Source organism: Streptomyces sp. NBC_00057 (genome assembly GCF_045041165.1).
Taxonomy (GTDB): Bacteria; Actinomycetota; Actinomycetes; order Streptomycetales; family Streptomycetaceae; genus Streptomyces.
The window spans coordinates 232,033-251,286 of sequence record NZ_CP108256.1 but is presented as its reverse complement, the minus strand read 5'-3'; the positions used below and the strand labels follow the sequence as shown (position 1 = coordinate 251,286).

Below are 19,254 nucleotides of genomic sequence, written 5' to 3'. Positions count from 1 at the left end.
GGGCTGGGGGCGGCCACCCGCAGCCCCCAGCCCGCCGACCACTGCCCACAGAGGAACGATGACCGCTCGACAGGTGACCATCGAGGACGTCGCACACGCGGCCGGAGTCTCCCGCCAGACCGTCTCGAACGCCCTCAACGCACCCCACCGGCTGCGCGCCACCACCCTTGCCCGGGTCACCGCCGCCATCGACGAACTCGGTTACCAGCCCGATCAGTCCGCCCGCAGCCTGCGCACCGGCACCCGCAAGGTCATCGGCTATCCCGCCCCCGCCGACAACCCCGCCGACCCCAACCCCCTGATGGGCGGCTTCCTCCAGGCGCTGGTGACCGCCGCCGACGCCGTCGGCCACCGCATCCTGGTGTTCCGCTCCGACCCCCAGCAGGGCGCCGGAGCAGTCGCCAGGTCCTTCAACGGCCTGATCGCGGCCCGCCAGGTCGATGGGTTCGTCCTCTCCGACGTCGTCCACGACGACCCCCGCGTCGACGTGCTCACCGAGGCCGGCTTCCCGTTCGCCGCCTTCGGCCGCACCGCCCCCGGCCGCCCGCAGAACTGGGTGGACATCGACTCCACCGCCGCCACCGCCGCCCTGGTCGGACTCCTGCTCGACCAGGGCCACCGCCGGATCTGCTACCTCAACTCCGCCGCGTCCCTGCCCTGGCTCGCCGACCGCAGGGCCGGCTTCCTGCAAGCCGCGGCCGCCGCCCCCGACAGCGCCTTCGAGGTCGGCGTCCCCGACGACGACCCGGCCGCGCTTTCCCACGCCGTCCAGCGCCTGCTCACCGGCCCCGACCGCCCGACCGCCCTGGTCTGCGCAAGCGACTGGCTCGCCCTGACCGCCTACCAGGCCGTCCGCGCCGCAGGCCTCGCCGTCGGCGACGACGTCGCCGTCACCGGCTTCAACGACATCCCGCTCTGCACGCTGCTCCAGCCCGCCCTCACCAGCGCGCGCCTGCCCCTGGCCGCCATCGCCCACGTCCTCGTCGACCGGCTGATCACCGCCGTCGAGGACCCCGCCGCCGCCCCGGCGAGCGGGCTGCTGCTTCCTGCGGAGCCGGTCGTGCGCGGCAGCACGCCGGGGCGATAGCGGCGGCCGTCGGCCGTCACACCAGCTCGGCGGCCTTGCGCAGCAGGACCGACCACTCGCGGAGGTTGCGGCACAGCCGGGCGGCGAGCCCCGGCTCGGCCCATGCCTCGGCGGTTCGGCCGAGCCGGACGAGCAGCTTGCCGCGCACCGTCGGGAGCAGGTGCGCCCCTGACAGGCGCCCGGAGACGGCCGGCCCGTCCATGATGGACAGCGCCTCCTGCGGTCCGTTCGCCATTGCCACGGCGACGGCCCGGTTGAGCTCGACTACGGGCTGAAGCCTTTTCTGGAGCTGCGGCGACCGGGCCCGCCGCCGCTCGGAGCGGCGGATCAAGGCGGTCGGCTTCCCGCGGGAGAAGTCCCTGCGGGCGTTCGACTTCGATGTCACCCCGAACATCGACGCGGCGACCATCCACACCCTCGCGAGCTGCGAATGGATCAAGAAGAGCCAGCCGCTCTGCCTGTGGACCAAGACGTTCACGGATCCGCGGCTCTGCGCGGCAATCGTCGACCGACTCACCTTCAACGGCACCATCATCGAGACCGGCACCGACTCCTACCGACTCGCCAGCACCCGAGCCCGAGCCGAGGAGCCCGCCGGGGAAAGCGAGCTGACCTCTGCCGGTAACGACCAGATCGAGGAAAACAAGAGCCGTGCGAGGTGCTCGCGGGGCATCGTCGAGGATGGCCGTTATGACCCACGTGATCGAAGCCCCCCACGCCGAGGACGCCGAGTCTCTGGGGTCTGTGCAGTTGAGGGCCTGGCTGCAGACGTATCCCAACGAGGAGGCAGGGATAGACGAGAGATGGATACGTGAGCACCGGGGCTCCTCCGCTACCGCGGAAGGGATCGCTCAGTGGCGGGAGTTCATTGTGGCAGCGAAGCAACGACCGGACCTGCTGTTCTGCCGTGTCGTCCGCTCCGATACGGAGATCGTCGGTTTCCTCTGCGGCCGCCGGGACGACGTGGTCACCCTCGGGCCAATGTATCTGCTGAACGAGGCCCAGGGAGAAGGTGTCGGGGGGCGAATGATGAGCGAATTCCTGGCCTGGGCAGGAAGCGCACCCATGCGCCTATGGGTCACCGAGTACAACGAACGCGCGGTCCACTTCTACGAGCGCTACGGATTCAAGGCCACAGGTGAACGAGAGATTTGGCGAGGAAGGCTGCCCAACGTGCGTATGATCCGCAACTCCACGTCGAGTGACAACCTCAGCTGAGCCGCCCGGTTCCAGACTCGCTGCGACGTGACAGCTACCTACCTCGACGGCCAGCCGCCCTGACGGGCGGCTGGCCGTCCCCGCGTTCGCGGCCATGCCAGCGACGATGCAGCCCCAGGACTTGTAGTGGGACTGTAAAACGATCGTTTTACAGTCCCCTCTGACGACCCTGAGCCGCTTCGAGCAGCTCTTCACTGCCATCAACAGCAATCTCGCCTGAACCGCCCGAGGGCACACGCAGCGGCCGGCCACCATCTCATGACGGTGGCCGGCCGCTGCGTGCTCATTGCCTACGCCGCCCAGTCCAACCCGAGGCCGACCGCCCGTGTTCGGCGTCTACTGCGGCGCCAGCCACGTCGAGATCGACGCTGCCACCGGCGAGCACGCCGAGCCCGGCTCTGCCATGCAGTACGCGCACGACGCCACGCACCCCTGACCCCACCCGGCCGGCACGGCGCGGTGCCGCAGTGCGCCGGGCCCCCGACCTCTTGGAGCCCTGCTCAGGGCATTCGACCTGTACATCGCCCAGCCGTGCGACGGCGAACCGGACTACTACCGCATCGGCTACTTCCTCATGCCGGACATCATCGGCGTCATGCGCGCCCAGGCCATGGCCGTGGACCTGCCCGCCCCCACCTGGTCGCGAGCCGAGGACTTCGGTACCACTGTCCCGGAAGTCCGCGCGCTCATGGGACGCCAACGAGCCGCTGCCGCCGCACATGCAGGCCCTCGTCGACGCCGCCAACTACACCGGCTGCGGCGAGGCCGAGGACCCCAAAGGCGTCCCCGTCTACAAGCTGATGGTGGCGGCGCTGATGGCGAGCATGATGCTCCTCACAGAGATCCCCTTTCTGCCCGCCGGTTAGGTTGGCGGGATGAGCGATCAACTGAATGTAGAAGGCCAGGCGGCCCAGGTCGAGGCGGCGTGGGGCCGCATCGTGGCGTGGCTGGAGCAGCATGCCCCCACCTCGTACGCCTCACTGCTGCCCCCCGCGCCGGAGACAGAGATGGCGAACGCGGACGCGGCGCTGAGGCAGCACCTCGGGTTCGCCCTGCCGTCGGAGCTGGCCGCGCTGTGGCAGCTGTGCGGTGGTGTGGAGCACCAGTACATCGAGGCCAATGAGGAAGAGGGCGAGGTCGCATCGGGGGCGTTCTTGCCTGGCGGGATCCTGCTCGGCCCGGCGGATGCGCTCAGGCCGCGGCTGCCCGACATCAGCCGCAGGGACTGGTGGGGGGCCGCGGTGGTTCCGTGGCTGACCGGCGACGAAACAGGCCCCGAGTCCGGGCACTACGTGGGCGCGAACGGTGTCGGCTACTGGTCGCATCCGGACAACCTGGCCTGCGACAAGCCCGACTATCCGTCGATCGCCGCCTATCTCGAAGCTGTGCACCGCACGCTCACCGAAGGGCCGGCCGATGCCATGGGCCCAGATGTGCCCGGCCTGGTGTGGGGCTGCCTGATCTGGGATGACCCCGGCAGCCCGCTCCTGGACGATGCGCTGGAGCACTGGCGCCCCGTCCACTGACCACGCCCCGCCCGGGAGGACGGCCAGAGCGGCGGCGGCGCGGCGGCACGCCTGCTCGGTGTCGCCGTCGTGGTGGGCGCAGGCTGCGCCGTCGATCGTCAGCAGGGTGCGGGTCATGCTGCTGGTCGGGGCGGACAGTTCGAGCGCGTGGTCCTGACCTTCGCGGGCCCGCCCGGTGTCGCCCAGGGCGGTGAGCGCGTGGGAGAGGTGGACGTGGTGCTTCTGCTCGCAGTGCCCGAACCAGGTGTCGGCCCGCTGCTCGCCGCTGAGCTGTTCCATCAGCCGGTCGGCGTCGGCCAGCGCTTCGCGGGCCTGGTGGAGTGCAACTCCTCTCCCAGAGAGGTCAGTCGGGAGTGCTGAGCCTCAGGGTTTCAGCCGTTGCTACGGTGGGCGAATGCCGATACGAAGACATGAGGACGAAGTCCTTGCTGAGGCATGGGAGGCTCTCACCCATTGGTTGGCGGAGCATGCTCCTACGTCATATGCCTCCCTGCTACCGCCGGCGCCGGAGGAGGACATTGCCGCGGCGGATGATCAGCTAAGGCAACACCTCGGGTACGGGCTGCCTGCCGAGTTGAAGGCGCTGTGGCGGCTTTGCGGTGGGGTGGAGCACCAGGAGATCGAAGGCGACGAGGAGGGGGAGGTCGGCTCGGGGGCCCTCCTGCCCGGCGGAATCATGTTCACTCCGGAGCAGGCCATGTCCGCGGTGCTTCTCGGCGGCAGCAGCGGGTGGGGCGCACCGGTTGTTCCCTGGCTCACACGGGACGAAGCCGGGCCTGAGTCCGGCCACTACGCAGGCCCTGACGGTGTTGGCTCCTGGGAGCTCCCTGAGGGGATCGACGATCCGCGGTATCCGTCGATCGCCGCCTATCTGGAGGCCGTTCACCGCACCCTGACGGCGGGGCCCGCTGATTTGATGGGCTCGTCCGGCGTGCCAGGCATCGTCTATCGCTGCCTGATCTGGGATGACCCGCAGAGCTCGTGGCTGACGGATGCCGCCGAAGACTGGGCGCCGCTTCACTGAATGCAGTTGGTCGGCACCGGGCCCTGGCCCGGTGCCGACCAGCGTAGTGCTTAGGGCTTGGCCATCGCGCAGACGAGGTCAGCCTTGGTGGTGTCGCACCCCTTGAACCAGGCATCGCCCGGGTCGAGGGTGTACCTGTCCTTGTCGATGATCCGGAACTTCTTCAGGAACGCTTCGTAGAAGTTGTCCAGGCTCATCGAACCGGAGTTGACCTTCAGCGACATGGACGACCGGCCGCAGTTCTCGTTGAACGTCGGTGCGTCGTATCGAGTGTCGTCCAGAAGGTGTTCGCTGCTGTCGTCGGTCTTGGCCGCAACGGTCTGGATACACTCGCCGCCGCCGTTTGCACCGGCTGGGTTCTGTCCGTCGTTCGCCGCCGGAACTCCCGGGGACTGGTAGGTGGAGGAGAACGGGAACTCGTCACAGGACACCGACTCGGAGGCCCCTTCGGTGATCTCCGGGTGCAGAGCCGTCCACGGGTGCTTGAGGAACGGCTTGTTCGGGACCCAGCCGTCGGTCCGCTTGGAGCGCGCTGCGCGGCATCTGCTGCAGGCCCACCAGCGCACTCACAGCGACTACAGCGTGTGGGAGCAAGAGGCTGACGAGTTGCACCTGGACTACGTCATTGCGCTGGAGGCACTGATGGCCAGTCCCAACGACGACCACGCCGAAGGCATAAGCGAAAGGATCCGGTCCCGCGCGTCCGCTTTGTTCTCTACCCCGGCCCTGCGCGACCGCGTCGAGGACATGGTGCAGAAGGCGTACAGTGCCCGCTCCAAGTACGTACACGGAGACGTGCTCAAAGACCAGGAGGAGAGCGAGAGGCTGGCCGATCTTCGCAATCTCAGGCTTCTCGTGCGGCAGGTCGTCCTGCGCTGGCTCGTCCTCACCCCCTATGACCTTGAAGACCTCGCTCCGCGCCTGGACGCCGCGGCCGACGGCACCGGACGCGAACACGCAATCGACGAGCCCCTACGAGCCTTCTTCAGCGCAATACCGCCACAGGACAACCCCCAGCTTTGAGGCAGAGCCGGACCGCCTTGAGCTTTCCGAAGTAGCTCGGTGACCCGCCGCTGGCCGGTTCGGATTTGTCGCCCACCTCCTCAGTGCTCCATGAGTGGCGCCTTCCGCTGAAGCTCGATGACCTGTGCTTCGAGGTCAGCGATGCGCTTGTCGGCGAAGCGGAGGTTGGAGCGGGCGCCTTCGAGTCGTTCCTGCAAGGCTCGGTGTTCCTTGGACAGCTGTTGGACGCGGCGTTTGAGGGTGGTGTTCTCGGTGGTGAGCTGTTGGACAGATTCGCCGGGGACCATCTGTTCGAAGTCTCTGAGCTGGCCCATGAGCTCCCCGATCCGCTGCCGTTGAGTGAGGATCTCGTTGTGGGATAGAGCCAGTTGCTCCTCGGCGTTGAGCGCCCGCTCCCGCCACGATGCCTCGATGCGCTCGTGCTCGTCCTGGGTGACTCGGTCGTGGCGGCTTTTGCTGTCGGCCACGGCGGCTTGGACGAGGCCGCGGGCATCGGCGTTCTCGTAGAGGAATGTGGTGGAGACGCCTGCGCGCTGGGCGATCGCGTGGACGGCGAGTCGGCTGCGCTCGCGCCGGAGCTGGCCGATGGCCTTCTCGACGCGGACGAGTTTGTCCTGGATCTGGCGGCGGCGGGCGGCCGTCGCCGCTGCTGTTTGGCCGGGAGCGGAGGTCACAATGCCTCCGCGCCATCGTCGTCGTGAAGGACATCAGTGTCCTCGTGGTCCTCGTGGCGGGCGAGCTCATGTGCTTGGAAGGCGGTGGCCCAGATGCGTCCGAAGTAGTCCTGCGGTCGGCGGAGGTCGAGGGCCTCGTCCAGGAGGCCGACGGCGGACAGGGCCTTCTCCAGGCCGCCGCCGTTAGCAACGTGCTGTAGCCGCGGGCCCTGTGACGGTGGTCGGCATCCGACCACCGTCACCAATCGCAGTACTCGCCCCGGAAGGCCGGATCTGGCTGGCCCTCGCCGCCGCTCCGACAGACTGGCAGTAGGCCGTCCTACGGCCGCGCGACACCCCCTCGAACCTCAATCCATTTGCGGGAGACCCCGGTGTACTCGCCCCCCTCCGACCCGCAGGCGTTCGCAGTCCTTGGTGGGCACAGGCCCGCGCTACTGGCCATCCACGACACGGAGGCCGATGGCACCGCCTACCGGACGGAACTGAGCGAGCGTCTGGACCAGCCGGTCATCTCCACCGACCCCATCCTTCGCCACCAGCCGGAGTTGCCCGACGGCTGGTGGCCGGCCCTGGAAGGCGCGCTGGAGAAGGTGACGGCCGCCACCACCGACCGCGTCGCGGACCGCCAGGCGTACATCGACCGCGCAGTCTCAACCTGGATCCACCGGCTCGACGTCTGTGGATGAGTCTCACGGAAACGAGGAAGTGCCTTGTGACCTGCGATGATGGGGTTTCTCTAGGACCACATCAGGCACGATCGACAAGGCACTTCCGAGATGCAGTACCTGTGGCGGGCCGTCGACGTCGACGGCAACGTGCTCGACATCCTGATCCAGAACCGCCGCGACAAGGCCGCGGCCAGGCGTTTCTTCCGCAGACTCCTCAAAGAGACCGGCACGGTGCCGCGGGTGGTCGTCACCGACAAGCTCCGCTCCTACAGCGCCGCCCACCGCGAGGTGATGCCCTCGGTCGAGCACCGCTCCCACAAAGGACTGAACAACCGGGCGGAGAACTCGCACCAGCCCACCAGGCAGCGCGAGCGCGCGATGAAGGGCTTCCGCAGCGTCGGTGGCGCCCAAAGATTCCTGGCCGCCTTCAGCGGCATCTCGCCCCACTTCCGACCCGGCCGTTACCACCGCACCGCACCCGACCACCGCCTCGAGATGACCGTCCGCTTCACGATCTGGGACCAGATCACCGGCGCCGCCGGCCTGCCCGCCACGGCCTGACCGACAGCCGACAGCCGCCTCGACCACGCCCTGACCCACCGCCAGACGCCTATACCCCCGACAACGTGACAACGCCCGGCTGGGCGCTGCTGTGGGTTCCTGTGGCGACCACTGCCGAAAGAGCCAGGATGGCCCCGCCAGGGGCGGATCGAGAGGGTGAACGAAGCCGGCCGAGAGGCATGTTTTTTCCTTCTTTGGGTCTGTTCCAGGAAATGCTGAAGCCGCGCGCCGTCCGAGTTTCCGTGGCCGGGGCGCGGCTTCAGCTCTGGGTTCATGACGTCATGGGGACAGCCGTGTCCTCTGCACTAAATGCTCGAGACTCGTGCGGCGGGGCCCCGGACGATCAGGGGCAGACCTTGCCGGCGTCGTACTCGCTGCACTCGTAGTCTTCTGCGTTCCAGTAGAACGTGACCCGGTTGAAGTCGTGCATGGAGCCTGCCGTTCCCTGCTTCACCTTGATGGAGAGCGAGTATGCGGCCTCACGCGAGCCGCTGTCGGTCAGCAGACCCTGGTCCATGGTCATGTGGTAACTGCCGGGCTTGTCGACGTTCCTCCATACCGTGTAGTCGTCGCAGTCGATGAAGGAGTAGCCGGCGTTGGCGAGCAGTGCCTGAACACCCACGGACATCGCATTGGTGTCGCAGTTGCCCGTGATGTCACTCGCCGGGGCCATGTCCACCCAGTCCTCCAGGCCGCTCTCGATCTCGTCGTAGGGGTAGGACTGGATGCGGAGGATCTGCACGGTGGGGTCGGGAAGGAAGTCGATGGGCTGCGGGTCGGCCGAAGCCTTGCGCGAGTACTGGTAGTAGTCGGAGGTCGCGCTGCCGTCCTCGAGGAGGCGCTCGCGCTTCCAGAGGAAGAGAGCGTCACCAACGCCGGTCACGTTGATGACATAGTCCCCGGAACCGTTCAACGTCCAGGCGGACGGGTCCGCTTGCACCGAGCGGCTTCCCAGGTCCGCCTCACCTGTGCTGGAGGACTTCGCGGTCACGTCGAACGTGCCGTCATCCAGAGTCAGGTTGATTTCGTCGAGAGTCGTCCCACGAGGAACGGCCACATGGACCTTGCCGTCCATGAGCGGGACGGAGTCCACCTGGTCGGCCGCGTACGTCGTGCCGTTCTCCGCGGTCTTCTTCAGGAATGTCTTGCGCACCTTGTCGGCCTTGCCGGACTCGTCACCGGCTGATCTCGCCGACTTGGCGGAGCTTCCGCGCGGACTCGAATTCGGATTTGGATATCTTCCAGGTCTTCTTCTCTGCCGTCGAGGCATCCAGACGCTGGAAGGGAAGCGGGGTCGCGGGCGCCTCTTCCGCGGTCGCGGAGGAAAGGGGCGTCAGCGCCAGCACGGCCCCAGCCGCCAGAAACGCAGTCATCTTACGCATACGTATGCGACTCCTTGTCATTTTCGCCACGTCGGCACGCGGCGAACGATTGGTTCGTTGCATTGCCGGCCCAGTCATCGCTGGAGCCACCTGACATCATCGAGGTCGGTCGTGAGCAAGGCATTCCGCCAGAAGTCCGTTACCTCAGCTGATGCCTCTGAGGAAGAACCGGTGACGACCGTCACTCGGATGTTTTCCAGATTCCGGGTAACCGCTTCTCGTTGCCCGATCATCGAAGCGCATTCCGACTTCTGTTGGGCCCATTCGATGCATACGGTCTGCACCGGATGGGCCGAGTAGGGCCTGCCCGCGAATTGTGCGGACCTCAGGACTACCCTGCCTCTCTCCACGCGCGTCGTGTCGTACCCCAGGAAGCGGACGTCCTCCGGCAATCTTACGGGCAGAACTGGAGGAATCCCCGGATTATCGCGGAGATAGAGACTGATGTAGTCCTCCCCGTACGCAGTCGATTCGCCGGCCGAAGGGTTCCAGACGGTCATCGCTACGCACAGAGAAGTCAGGATGGCGAGAAAAGTAGCGACCGAAACCTTCGCGCGCAGACTTGCTTCGTTCCAGATTCGGGACACAGGAGGGGCCGGGCTCCTTTCGCTACAGGTCAATCGATTACCAGACCGGGCGCTTCTGGTAAAGGAAGAACCCAAGGGCGGAGATCAACTTACCTCAGAGAAGAGGCAATGCCGCCGCCTCTATGTTTTCTTCACATGCCCCCGAAGGTAAATGCGCGCAAGAGCGTACCCTATGGGTAGTTTGTCGAGAGGTCTTGCCGCACTTGTCCGAAAGTGCCTTCTAGTTCAAGCCGGCCGATCGGCGTGATCTTTACCGTGTCGCCCCTTCTGGAATGGGGGGAATTTCCGAGGATGCAATAAGTAAGTGCGCTTTTGCCTCTCTTGTAAGGCGTTTCCCGGGCGTAGCAGAGGAAAGCCGGTTTTAGCCTCAATACCAGTGACTTAAGGATCTTGGCTGGTAGGCTGCCTGTTCAGCCTGGATCCACCGGCTTGATGTCTGTGGACAGTTTCTCGGGGAACGAAGAAGTGCCTTGTGACCTGCGATGATGGGGTTTCTCTAGGACCACATCAGGCACGATCGGCAAGGCACTTCCGAGATGCAATCTTCCCATGCCGCAGCGGCGGTCTCATCCGCGTTCGACGACCCGAACCTGATCGCGTACGGCGGGCTGGAGCCGGTGGTGCGGTTGGCCGAGCGGTGCGGTCTGCCAGCTCTGGCCGACGAGCTCATCAGGCTGCCCGCATCGAAGGACGGCACCGGAGCCTTCCCAGCGGCGAAAGTGATGTCGCTGGTGGGCGGCATGGCCGCGGGCGCCGACAGCATCGATGACATGGACCGCCTGCGGCACGGCGCGATGTGCCGCCTGTTTGCCGGGGTCCGGGCCCCGTCCACGCTGGGATCGTTTCTACGCTCCTTCACGCACGGGCATGTGAAGCAACTCCACGCCGTGGCCCGCCGGTTCCTTCCCGAACTGGCCCGTCATACCCCACTGCTGCCCGGCGCGGACCAGGTCGCCTACGTGGACATCGACGACACCATCCGCCGCACCTACGGCTACGCCAAGCAGGGAGCCGGTTACGGATACAGCAAGGTCAAGGGCCTGAACGCGCTGCTCGGCATCGTCTCCACACCCCTGGCCGCCCCGGTGATCGCCGCCACGAGGCTGCGCAAGGGACCATCGAACTCCGCGCGCGGGGCGGCGGCATTCGTCGCCGAGACCATCCGCACCGCTCGCGCCTGCGGCGCCAGTGGCCTGCTGGTGATGCGGGCGGACTCGGCGTTCTACGGCGCCGATGTCGTCAACTCCTGCCGGGCGCTGGGCGCGCGGTTCTCCATCACCGTGCGGATGAATGCTTCCGTCAAGGCCGCGATCGCCCGCATCGATGAGGGCGCCTGGACGCCGATCAAGTACCCCCAGGCGGTCTGGGACGAGGAGGGCCAGTGCTGGATCTCGGACGCCGAGATAGCCGAGACCGGCTACACCGCCTTCACCTCCAAGCCGAAGAAGCAGCAGGTCACCGCCCGTCTGATCGTGCGCCGCGTCAAACGCCTGAGCGCTGAAGCCGTCCCCGCCGGACAGGGCACGCTGTTTGACACCTGGCGCTACCACGCCGCGTTCACCGACTCCCCGCTCTCCTTGAACAATGCCGAGCGTGATCACCGACGGCACGCTGTCGTCGAGCAGGTGATCGCGGATGTCAAGAACAGCGCCTTCGCCCACGCGCCCTCCGGACATTTCCAGGCCAATGCCGCGTGGCTCGCCCTGGCAGCCCTGGCGCACAACCTGACCCGCGCCGCCGGCGCACTGGCCGGAACGTTCCATGCCAGAGCGACCACCGCCACCATCCGTGACCACCTGATCAACGTGCCCGCCCGCCTGGCCCGCTCGGCCCGCCGCCTCACCCTGCACCTACCCGAACGCTGGCCCTGGAGCACGGACTTCACCCAGCTCTTCAGCATCGTGCACGCGCCACCAGCCCTCTGACACTCCCTGACCGACCTGCCCAAAAGGGCCCGAGACCTGCGGAAAAGTGGAAAAGCTGGACAGACCAGCGGCCACCTCACGCCCGAATCCGCAACTCAGCCCCGACACGCCCTGCACGACCCCGAACCAATCACACCACAATCAAGCCGGTGGATCCGGGCGTACGTCCAGCAGTCCGAAACGTCGGACGCGAAGGAGGTTCGATGTAATTCGGGCGACAAGTTCAGGGCAGCCAGCCGGTGCAAGTCCGGTCCGAGGAGACGCCAGAGTCCTCGGTAGCGGGGCTCCCGGCATCGGTCGAGAGGCCGGTGTCGAAGTGGAGCGACGATCACCCCTTGGGGGTGCGCAACCGGCCGGTCCGCAACATCAAGTGAAGCCTGCAGCGTCGTCAGCACCGACCCGCGTGAGCGGGGCCAAGGAGGAGCCGAGCCCGTGCCTTAGAGGGCGAAGGCCAGGGAAGACGCCTGGGAATCTGGAGCGGGCGTCGAAGAACCTCCCGGCGTAAGGGGCGTGGAACGGCCGGAAGGTTGTCCTGGGAACTGGAGAGGGCCTCCTCGGCCCCGGGTCTGCGGCCCGGGAAGCAGGGCCCGCCTATAACCGGTGGAGCCGGGAAGTGGCGGGCTGCCGAGAGGCAGTCGGAGGGGGTCGTAGTAGTGCCGATCGGCGGGACAACACAACCCGTCAGGAGCGAAGGGCCCCTGCTTCATCGATGCGTGTCGCGTGTGAGGAGGTGGCTCGGGTGAGTGCCGGAGTGGCTAGTTCCGCCCGCCGGAAGGAAGGCGTCGCACGACTGGATGGCCGGCCTTTGGACAAGGTCCGTGCCTTGCAGTGGACGCTCTACCGCTGTGCCAAGCAAGATCCTGAACGTCGGTTTCATTCCCTGTACGGCCATGTCTCCCGCAGAGATGTCTTGTGGCGGGCCTGGTCCGGCGTGTGTGCGAACCGGGGCGCTCCCGGCGTGGACGGGGTGACCGTCGATGCCGTGGCCGCCGCCGGGGTGGAGGAGTTCCTCAACGACTTGTCGCAGCAACTGCGGGCGCATACGTATCGCCCGTCACCGCTGCGGCAGGTCCTGATCCCCAAGCCGGGGCGGCCGGGAGAGTTCCGGCCGCTCTCGATCCCCACGGTGGCGGACCGGGTGGTGATGACCGCCGCGAAACTGGTTCTCGAACCGGTCTTCGAAGCGGACTTCCTGCCGGTCAGCTATGGGTTCAGGCCCAAGCGGTCCGCGATTGACGCGTGCGAGAGCGTGCGCGTGGAGGCGAACCGGGGCCGGGAGTGGGTGCTTGAGGCCGACATCCGCGACTGTTTCGGATCGATTCGGCATGACGCCCTCGTGGCCCAGGTGGCCCGGCGCGTCGTGGACGGCCCGATGTTGAAGCTGATCCGGATGTGGCTCCGGGCGGGGGTTCTGGAGGACGGGGCGACCGGCTCACCAGGAGCAGGGACCCCACAGGGCTCACCGATCTCACCGTTGCTCGCCAATATTGCTCTGCACGTCCTGGACGTGGCATGGCAGCGAGACGGGCACCGGCTCGGGGTGTTGGTGAGGTATTGCGACGACTTCGTGATTCTGTGCCCGACCAGGGAACGTGCCGTGCAGGCGCGGGAACTGGCCGGGACGGTGCTGGTCGGCCTCGGGTTGCAGCTGCATCCGGAGAAGACCGGCATCGTCCATCTCGCCAGGGGTGGGCAGGGTTTCGATTTCCTCGGCTTCCACCACCGGAAGGTGGAATCGTGGCGCCGCCGTGGCAGGTTCCACCTGCAACGATGGCCGTCTCAGCGGGCGATGGGGGTGCTGCGGGACAAGATCCGGGCGGCGACCGACCGTCGGCACGTGGGACGGTCGCTGTCGGCCGTGGTCGCCGACTTGAACCCGGTCCTGCGAGGCTGGGCGGCGTACTTCCGTAACGGCAATTCCGCCGGGAAGTTCTCCACGATCGACAGCTACGTCCACGAGCGTCTCGCGATCTTCGACAATCGCAAGCGCGGCATCCCGGGCAGAAAGTGGGGCAAGCGCCACGATGGCGCGTGGTTCGCCAGGCTCGGAGCCTTTCGCCTGTCTGGAAACGTGCGCAGGGTGGCGGTGCATGCCAGCCGGTGAACGATGTCGGTAAGCCGTGTGCGCGAGAAGCGCATGCACGGTTTGACGGGCGGGGGCTGGAAACGGAGCCTCACAGGCCACCGCGCCAGTCCCCGACCCTACTCAACCTTCCTCGGCATCCCAGCCCCGCCGGTCACCCACTGGTCGACCGTCCACGGCGATCTTCACTGGGCCAACCTCACCGCCCCCGAACTGCGGCTCCTGGACTGGGAGGCCTGGGGCCAAGGTCCGTGGGGCTATGACCAGGCCACGCTCTACGCCTACAGCCTCCTGCGGCCCGACGCCGCCGACCGGGTCCGCTACGCCTTCCCCCTTCCCCTTCCTGGGCACCACCCAGACGTACGCGGCCGAAGCCGCCGTCTGAGCCGAACTGCTGCAGACCGTCTCCCGGGGGACCAACCTCGACCTCGCCGGGCCACTGCATAAGTGGGCCGACCAGCTGCGCGACCGGTAGTTCCCTCACCGGACGTGGCGCCGGATTCCCGCCTGGCGGGACACGCACCACGTCGGCGACTCGCCGGGCGGAAGAGCCGGCGGAGGCCGGCCCGCACACCGCGGAGACGATCGGCTGCCCGGCACTCCTGGTCCGGGGCCCTCTGCAGCCCGCCCAGAAGCGGATGGCGCTGGTCCCTCCCGACTGCCTCGGACTGGTGCCAACGATGGCGCGGTAGGCGGCACTCCTGGCGCCACCTCAGCGACGGCGGGTTCGATGCTCGGCGGTACGCGGTTGATAAATTCGCGGTGGAGCACCACTACTCCAGCTCCTTCGCGGTGACGAAGCGATATGCATGGGCCTGTTCCTTCGGCGGTGGTGTCCCTCCCGCGCCGGATTCACTGCGGGCAGGCCGGGGCTGCTGGATCCGGGTGAGGGTGGCGAGGGCGTGGAGGTCGGCGACGACGGGGTAGTCGAAGGGCAGGGGGCGCGGGCCCGTCTGGTCGGGCGGGGCGGGGAAGCGGCCGGTGTCGTCCTGGCGGGAGATCAGGTGGGCAGTCGCGGCGGCGGTGACGTGGGGCGGGCCGTAGCGGGCGAGGACGGGGATGGCCTGGGCGGTGGACAGCGTGTCGCTGGCGTGGTCGGGTGTGCGGCCCCAGCTTCCGTCCGGTTTCTGAGTGGCCGTCAGCCGTGCCACGGCGCGAGCGACCGCGGCGGCGGCCCGCGTGGGGTTGAAGTCGGAGGTGTGGCTGGCGGCATCCAGGGCGTCGACGGCGCGCAGGATGACGCTGGACTCGCTCAGCGTCCAGCTCCGGTCCCAGGTGCCGTCGGGGCGCTGGGTGTCGAGGATGAAGCGAGTGGCGGCGGTGACATGCCGCACGTAGGCGGCGTGCGGGGCCAGAGCGAGGACGGCGCCCGCGGTCATGTCGAGGTCGGGGTCGTCGCCTTCCCGCCAGGTAGGCAATCCGCCCTCGGGGCCGGCTTTCGCGGCGAGATAGGCGGCGCCCCGGGTGAGGTGGGCGCGGTAGCGGTGCGGGTCGAGGGCGTGGAGGAACTCCATACAGCGGGCGGCGGTGTCGACGTCGGTCTGGCGGATACCACTGGCAAAGGGCCAGCCGCCGTCAGGAGCTTGCCAGGAGGCGACGAATGTGCCCATCCGTACCGCGTAGGGACGCAGGGCGGGCCGGCTGAGGAAGGCGAGGCCGCCCACGGCGGACAGCCATACGTCCTGGCTGTCGAGGAACGGCATCCCGCCGCCGCTGTCGCGGGCCAGCAGCAGGCCGGTCACGGCCCGGCCGACCACGGGGTGGCCTGGCCGGCAGGACTGCAGGGCGTTGAGTGCGAGAAGGTGGGTGGCGGCGCTGGCCTCCCACAGCAGTCGTCCACTCCCGTCCTCCAGTACATCGGCAAGCTGGAAACGTTCACTGCTTGAGACCGCGTGCGGATGGTCGGTCGCCTGGGCGTAGACGATGCGTACGGCCAGGAGGTTGGCCAGGGTGAAGGTGGACAGCGCGCCAGCAAAAGCCGCGGGCGGGATGTCCTCGGCGTTCAGCCCCAGGCCTCCGAGCACGTGCAGTACGGCATGGAGCATGCTGCGCTTGAGCCGGCCCCGGCCGCCCGTTGAGGACACGAGGTGGTCGGCGAAGGGGGCTGCCGCGTCGGCGGCGTCGGCCGGCAGGACCTGGGGGCGCAGGACGGCGTCGATGAGCAGGGCATCGAGCGGGTCGGCGCCGGCGCGTCGCTCTCCGAGCCAGCACGTCAGTTCACGCTGCTCTTCCGGGTGGGTGCGGTGCGCGCGGAGCAGAGCGAGGAGCAGCGTCGTCTCAAGAACCCGGCCCGCGCACCGGTCAGGCAACGCCCCGTCCGGCGCCACCGCCAGTGCCAGTCGGCGTTCCAGTCGGACGGCGGCGCTCTCCACCGGGTCCTCCGCGAGTTCGCCCGGTGCACGTTGTACGGGGAGCGTGGCGCGGTAGCGCCGGCTCTCGTACTGCCAGGCCACCGCCCCGTACAGGAACGTACGCACACGGTCGATCCGCGAACGGACGTCCCCGGCATGCGGATTCGAATCAGCGAGCCGCCCCGCAGCCGGCTCGAAATCGTCCAGCCTCTCCTCGACCATCGCGCGGGTGATCGCCGCCGCCTCACCCCGCCCGACGCCCCGCTCCCGCACCAGCGCATCTGGTAATGCCAACACACAGACCCACGCCCGTCGTCCGGACGAACTCGGCACCGACGCAGGAGCGAGAGCGGCCACGTGGGAGCCGAACGGCGCCTGGTCCGCACAACGGGTTGCGTAACGATGGTGCTGACGAGTCGCGCAACGGGTTGCGCAACGAGGCGCCCACAAGGTTGCCGGGGTCCGGAGCGGGCAGCGGTGTTCGGGCAGGTCACACCCCCTGAGTCAGCACCGCCCCGGCGGCGACACCTCGCTCTGCAGGAGAGAGGTTCCTCCTCATTCGCCCCTCCCGGGCAGAGGCGTGATCGTGCCGCTGCGCCGCGTCGGTGATCGCCGGTTCACACCGGTGCCGCCTCCGGTACCGGACGAAGGGAGGCGATCGGGGAGCGCCGGCCTTTCTCGACCGCGCAGCTGCTTTCAGTCGACCTCGGTCCGTGCGGCGGGCAGGGCGTCGATGTCGGCGGCGCGGTGTTCACCCACCCGGATGCGAGGTTGGGCGGCGCCCGCGCGTCGCTCTTCCGGGGGCCGGTGTCTGCGAACGTTCCCGGCGTTGTCGTGGGCCTTGATGTACTGGCCTGTCGGAGCAGGGCGACGCAGGGGAGGGGGACGTTGGCCGGGTACGGCAGGGGTTCCACCATGGAGAATGAGGACTTCGAGTGGGTGGTGTGGCGGATCAACATCCACGCCCCCGAAGCGCGCGTCGTCTCATCGTTTGAGTCCTCCGGCCGGACGCCGGACCTGGCGGAGCGCGCCCGTCAGCCGATGACGGAGCTCGCCGCCTCGTTGGGCTGTGTGTATGAGGACTGCTGCGACGACGACACCTCCGAGGACGACGTCCCGTACTACGTCTGGTGGGTCCGCGTGCCGGCGGCCGAGCACGCCCGCCGCGGCGAGAACGGCCTTCCGGTCGCCGTGGACCGGCTGCACCGCTACCTGGCCGGGCAGCTGCCCGACCTCCCGCACTGGGAGATCGTCCCCGACCAGGAACGGACCGTCGACCACGCGGCCAGCAGCGCCATGCGCGGCGCCTACGACGACCTGATCGCCCCGTTCGAGCGAGCCCTGATGCCGCTGCGCCAAGACGGGGCCGACGCACTCGATCCACGGGCGAAGGCCTGGAAGGGGGAGAAGGACCTGCTGGTCGGCACGTTCGACCTGTGGCTGTGCAACGACCCGGACCGCCCCCACACCTGGCTCGTTGTCACCGTCGGCCTGTGGAGCGAACCTCAGCTTTTCGACGAAGAGCCCACAGCATGCCTCGGCCACTTCGGCTTCACCCCGCACCACCCGCTGCTGTTTCTGCCCCGCCCGCCGGCCCCGTCGACCTGCACCGCCCGCGTGGAGGCGGGCGTGTTCCCTGGGAAGAGCACGTCCAGGGCCAAGGACGACGACGCGCTCGGCACAGCACACCAATGGACGGCGAACGACCCCGTCGTCCTGGCCGAGCGAGTTGCCCGCGACCTCAAGCTGCTGTGGCCGCACCTCACCGGCCCGGCGCGAAGGAACTGACGATGGCCTCGTACGCAAAAGACCCCCGCTGCATCGCCATGGCCGACGCCCTGGTGCCGCTGCTGCGCCGCGCCTGCCCCGAGAACGGCGGCGGCTACGGCGGTTCGTACCAGGTGAACCTTGACGATGAAGAGGCCGTCGGGCTGGGCGGAGTGGAGCTGATCCGGGCCGCGATGCGCAAAGCAGCCCGGCAGCTCGGCTGGAAGGCCACCACGATCGGGATGATCGGCACCCGGCACGGGACCATGGTCGCCGTCTCGGACACCCGCGAGGTGCCCGAGGAGAATGACACAGGCACGAGTGCGGGCCCCCGGCCTGTCTCGGACAGGGGCCCGCAAGGATGGCGGAGCGGGAATCAGCTCGGCTGGTCTCCGGTGTACCGGTAGATCTCGTTGCCGCTGTTGATGTGCCATACGGTGCCGTCGGCGCCAGCGGCGATGTCGGTGGCGGTGCCGGGGATCTTGATCCACGGGTTGACGCCGCTGGCGTCGTTGTTGGTGTATCGGTAGATGCTGCCGGCGGGATCGACGCCCCACACGTTCGTCCGGGAGCCCACCGCGATGCGCTTGAGGCTGCCGGAGACGTTCACCCATGGGTTCGAACTGTCCTGGTCTCCGGTGTACCGGAAGATCTGGTTGCCGCCGTTGACACCCCATACGGTGCCGTCCGCCGCAGCGCCGATGTCACTCAGCGCCCCGGGGATCTTGATCCAGGGGCTGGTGTCGTAGTTGGTGTACCGGTAGATGGCGCTGGCGGAGTCGACCCCCCACACGTTCGTCCTGGACCCCGCGTCGATACGGACCAGGCTGCCGGAGATGTTCACCCACGGGTTCGAAGCCCCCTGGTCCCCGGCATACCGGAAGATCTGGTTGCCGCCGTTGACACCCCATACGGTGCCGTCCGCCGCAGCGCCGATGTCACTCAGCGCCCCCACGATGTTGATCCACGGGTTGGCGTCGTAGTTGGTGTACCGGTAGATGCTGCTCGCCGCGTTCACACCCCACACGGTTGTCCTGGACCCCGCCGAAATCGCGGTGAGACTGCCTGCGACCTTCACCCAATCCGCCATGCCGAAATCCCCTTCATCGAACCGGTGCTGGCTGCCATCTTCGAGGATTTGATGAGCTGATAAGGCTGGTGAATGCTTGCTCTATTACCAAACAAGCCAGTAAATCAATGTTTCAGTTCTTTTCGCCTTGCGGGGCGGAGGGCTGGAGCGGCTCGGCCGGGAGTATTTCGGCTGGAAGTGCTGTCCCGCCCAGGGGGGATCGACACGAGTGCCGGTTCATGCCTCCGACCTGGACGACCCGGATTTCTCCTGGCGGGCCTTCATTCGGACGATGGCCAAGTAGCCGGT

20 protein-coding genes and 2 pseudogenes are annotated in these 19,254 nt (G+C 67.8%); 14 read left to right on the top strand and 8 right to left on the bottom strand.

Translation table 11 applies throughout. The features are described 5' to 3' along the window. The first annotated feature begins 58 nt into the window (after positions 1 to 58). Positions 59 to 1,087, top strand: a complete 1,029-nt coding sequence (locus tag OG953_RS01195; RefSeq protein WP_405681974.1) for a LacI family DNA-binding transcriptional regulator — start codon at positions 59 to 61, stop codon at positions 1,085 to 1,087. Between the two features lie 16 nt (positions 1,088 to 1,103). Here OG953_RS01195 and OG953_RS01190 read toward each other — a convergent pair whose 3' ends face one another. Then, positions 1,104 to 1,481, bottom strand: a complete 378-nt coding sequence (locus tag OG953_RS01190; protein ID WP_405691552.1) for a hypothetical protein — start codon at positions 1,479 to 1,481, stop codon at positions 1,104 to 1,106. Here OG953_RS01190 and OG953_RS01185 point away from each other — a divergent pair. The 6 genes and pseudogenes from OG953_RS01185 to OG953_RS01160 form a co-directional block, all read left to right on the top strand. Next, positions 1,366 to 1,683: pseudogene (locus OG953_RS01185) on the top strand (ATP-binding protein); the annotation flags it as partial. The gene OG953_RS01190 and the pseudogene OG953_RS01185 overlap by 116 nt on opposite strands. Before the next feature lie 94 nt (positions 1,684 to 1,777). Beyond that, positions 1,778 to 2,305, top strand: coding sequence for a GNAT family N-acetyltransferase (locus OG953_RS01180; RefSeq protein ID WP_405681972.1), 528 nt, complete (start codon positions 1,778 to 1,780; stop codon positions 2,303 to 2,305). 719 nt (positions 2,306 to 3,024) lie between these two features. After that, on the top strand, positions 3,025 to 3,171 hold the full coding sequence (locus OG953_RS01175) for a hypothetical protein (RefSeq protein ID WP_405681971.1): 147 nt from the start codon (positions 3,025 to 3,027) through the stop codon (positions 3,169 to 3,171). Between the two features lie 9 nt (positions 3,172 to 3,180). Next, entirely contained in the window at positions 3,181 to 3,831 is a 651-nt protein-coding gene (locus OG953_RS01170; RefSeq protein WP_405681970.1) for a hypothetical protein, read from the top strand. A gap of 147 nt (positions 3,832 to 3,978) precedes the next feature. Then, positions 3,979 to 4,191: a hypothetical protein gene (locus OG953_RS01165; protein ID WP_405681969.1), complete on the top strand. Its 213-nt coding sequence runs from the start codon at positions 3,979 to 3,981 to the stop codon at positions 4,189 to 4,191. Between the two features lie 214 nt (positions 4,192 to 4,405). Further along, positions 4,406 to 4,855 carry a hypothetical protein gene (locus OG953_RS01160; protein WP_405681968.1) on the top strand — a complete coding sequence of 150 codons (450 nt, stop codon included), beginning with the start codon at positions 4,406 to 4,408 and terminating at the stop codon, positions 4,853 to 4,855. A 50-nt stretch (positions 4,856 to 4,905) separates the two neighbouring features. Here OG953_RS01160 and OG953_RS01155 read toward each other — a convergent pair whose 3' ends face one another. Continuing rightward, on the bottom strand, positions 4,906 to 5,286 hold the full coding sequence (locus OG953_RS01155; protein ID WP_405681967.1) for a hypothetical protein: 381 nt from the start codon (positions 5,284 to 5,286) through the stop codon (positions 4,906 to 4,908). 64 nt (positions 5,287 to 5,350) lie between these two features. On the opposite strand from OG953_RS01155, the gene OG953_RS01150 reads away from it, so the two are divergent. Beyond that, a complete protein-coding gene (locus OG953_RS01150) occupies positions 5,351 to 5,878 on the top strand; it encodes a hypothetical protein (RefSeq protein ID WP_405681966.1) in 528 nt (175 codons plus the stop codon). 80 nt (positions 5,879 to 5,958) lie between these two features. Here the strand turns inward: OG953_RS01150 and OG953_RS01145 are convergent, their stop codons facing one another. Continuing rightward, a complete protein-coding gene (locus OG953_RS01145; RefSeq protein WP_405681965.1) occupies positions 5,959 to 6,552 on the bottom strand; it encodes a DUF6262 family protein in 594 nt (197 codons plus the stop codon). After that, positions 6,549 to 6,794 carry a hypothetical protein gene (locus OG953_RS01140; RefSeq protein ID WP_405681964.1) on the bottom strand — a complete coding sequence of 82 codons (246 nt, stop codon included), beginning with the start codon at positions 6,792 to 6,794 and terminating at the stop codon, positions 6,549 to 6,551. The genes OG953_RS01145 and OG953_RS01140 overlap by 4 nt, the downstream gene beginning before the upstream one ends. Positions 6,795 to 6,923: 129 nt before the next feature. Here OG953_RS01140 and OG953_RS01135 point away from each other — a divergent pair, with 129 nt between their 5' ends. Both OG953_RS01135 and OG953_RS01130 read left to right on the top strand, forming a co-directional pair. Then, positions 6,924 to 7,238: a hypothetical protein gene (locus tag OG953_RS01135; RefSeq protein WP_405681962.1), complete on the top strand. Its 315-nt coding sequence runs from the start codon at positions 6,924 to 6,926 to the stop codon at positions 7,236 to 7,238. A gap of 96 nt (positions 7,239 to 7,334) precedes the next feature. Next, positions 7,335 to 7,781: pseudogene (locus tag OG953_RS01130) on the top strand (transposase); the annotation flags it as partial. A gap of 343 nt (positions 7,782 to 8,124) precedes the next feature. Here the strand turns inward: OG953_RS01130 and OG953_RS01125 are convergent. Beyond that, complete coding sequence (locus OG953_RS01125) at positions 8,125 to 8,934, bottom strand: hypothetical protein (RefSeq protein ID WP_405681960.1); 810 nt, start codon at positions 8,932 to 8,934, stop codon at positions 8,125 to 8,127. Positions 8,935 to 8,956: 22 nt separating this feature from the next. Beyond that, a complete protein-coding gene (locus tag OG953_RS01120; protein WP_405681959.1) occupies positions 8,957 to 9,163 on the bottom strand; it encodes a hypothetical protein in 207 nt (68 codons plus the stop codon). A gap of 1,123 nt (positions 9,164 to 10,286) precedes the next feature. Here OG953_RS01120 and OG953_RS01115 point away from each other — a divergent pair. Together OG953_RS01115 and ltrA are read left to right on the top strand one after the other, a co-directional pair. After that, positions 10,287 to 11,675 (top strand): IS1380 family transposase, encoded by a 1,389-nt coding sequence (locus OG953_RS01115; protein ID WP_405681957.1) that lies wholly within the window; start codon positions 10,287 to 10,289, stop codon positions 11,673 to 11,675. A 709-nt stretch (positions 11,676 to 12,384) separates the two neighbouring features. Then, positions 12,385 to 13,779, top strand: coding sequence for a group II intron reverse transcriptase/maturase (gene ltrA / locus OG953_RS01110; protein ID WP_405681812.1), 1,395 nt, complete (start codon positions 12,385 to 12,387; stop codon positions 13,777 to 13,779). 752 nt (positions 13,780 to 14,531) lie between these two features. Here the strand turns inward: ltrA and OG953_RS01105 are convergent. Then, positions 14,532 to 16,403, bottom strand: a complete 1,872-nt coding sequence (locus OG953_RS01105) for a prenyltransferase/squalene oxidase repeat-containing protein (RefSeq protein ID WP_405681956.1) — start codon at positions 16,401 to 16,403, stop codon at positions 14,532 to 14,534. 621 nt (positions 16,404 to 17,024) lie between these two features. On the opposite strand from OG953_RS01105, the gene OG953_RS01100 reads away from it, so the two are divergent. Further along, positions 17,025 to 17,897, top strand: coding sequence for a hypothetical protein (locus tag OG953_RS01100; RefSeq protein ID WP_405681955.1), 873 nt, complete (start codon positions 17,025 to 17,027; stop codon positions 17,895 to 17,897). 2 nt (positions 17,898 to 17,899) lie between these two features. Further along, a complete protein-coding gene (locus OG953_RS01095) occupies positions 17,900 to 18,283 on the top strand; it encodes a hypothetical protein (protein ID WP_405681954.1) in 384 nt (127 codons plus the stop codon). Here the strand turns inward: OG953_RS01095 and OG953_RS01090 are convergent. Beyond that, complete coding sequence (locus OG953_RS01090) at positions 18,253 to 18,966, bottom strand: tectonin domain-containing protein (RefSeq protein WP_405681952.1); 714 nt, start codon at positions 18,964 to 18,966, stop codon at positions 18,253 to 18,255. The two genes, OG953_RS01095 and OG953_RS01090, sit on opposite strands and share 31 nt — an antisense overlap. Positions 18,967 to 19,254 lie beyond the last annotated feature (288 nt).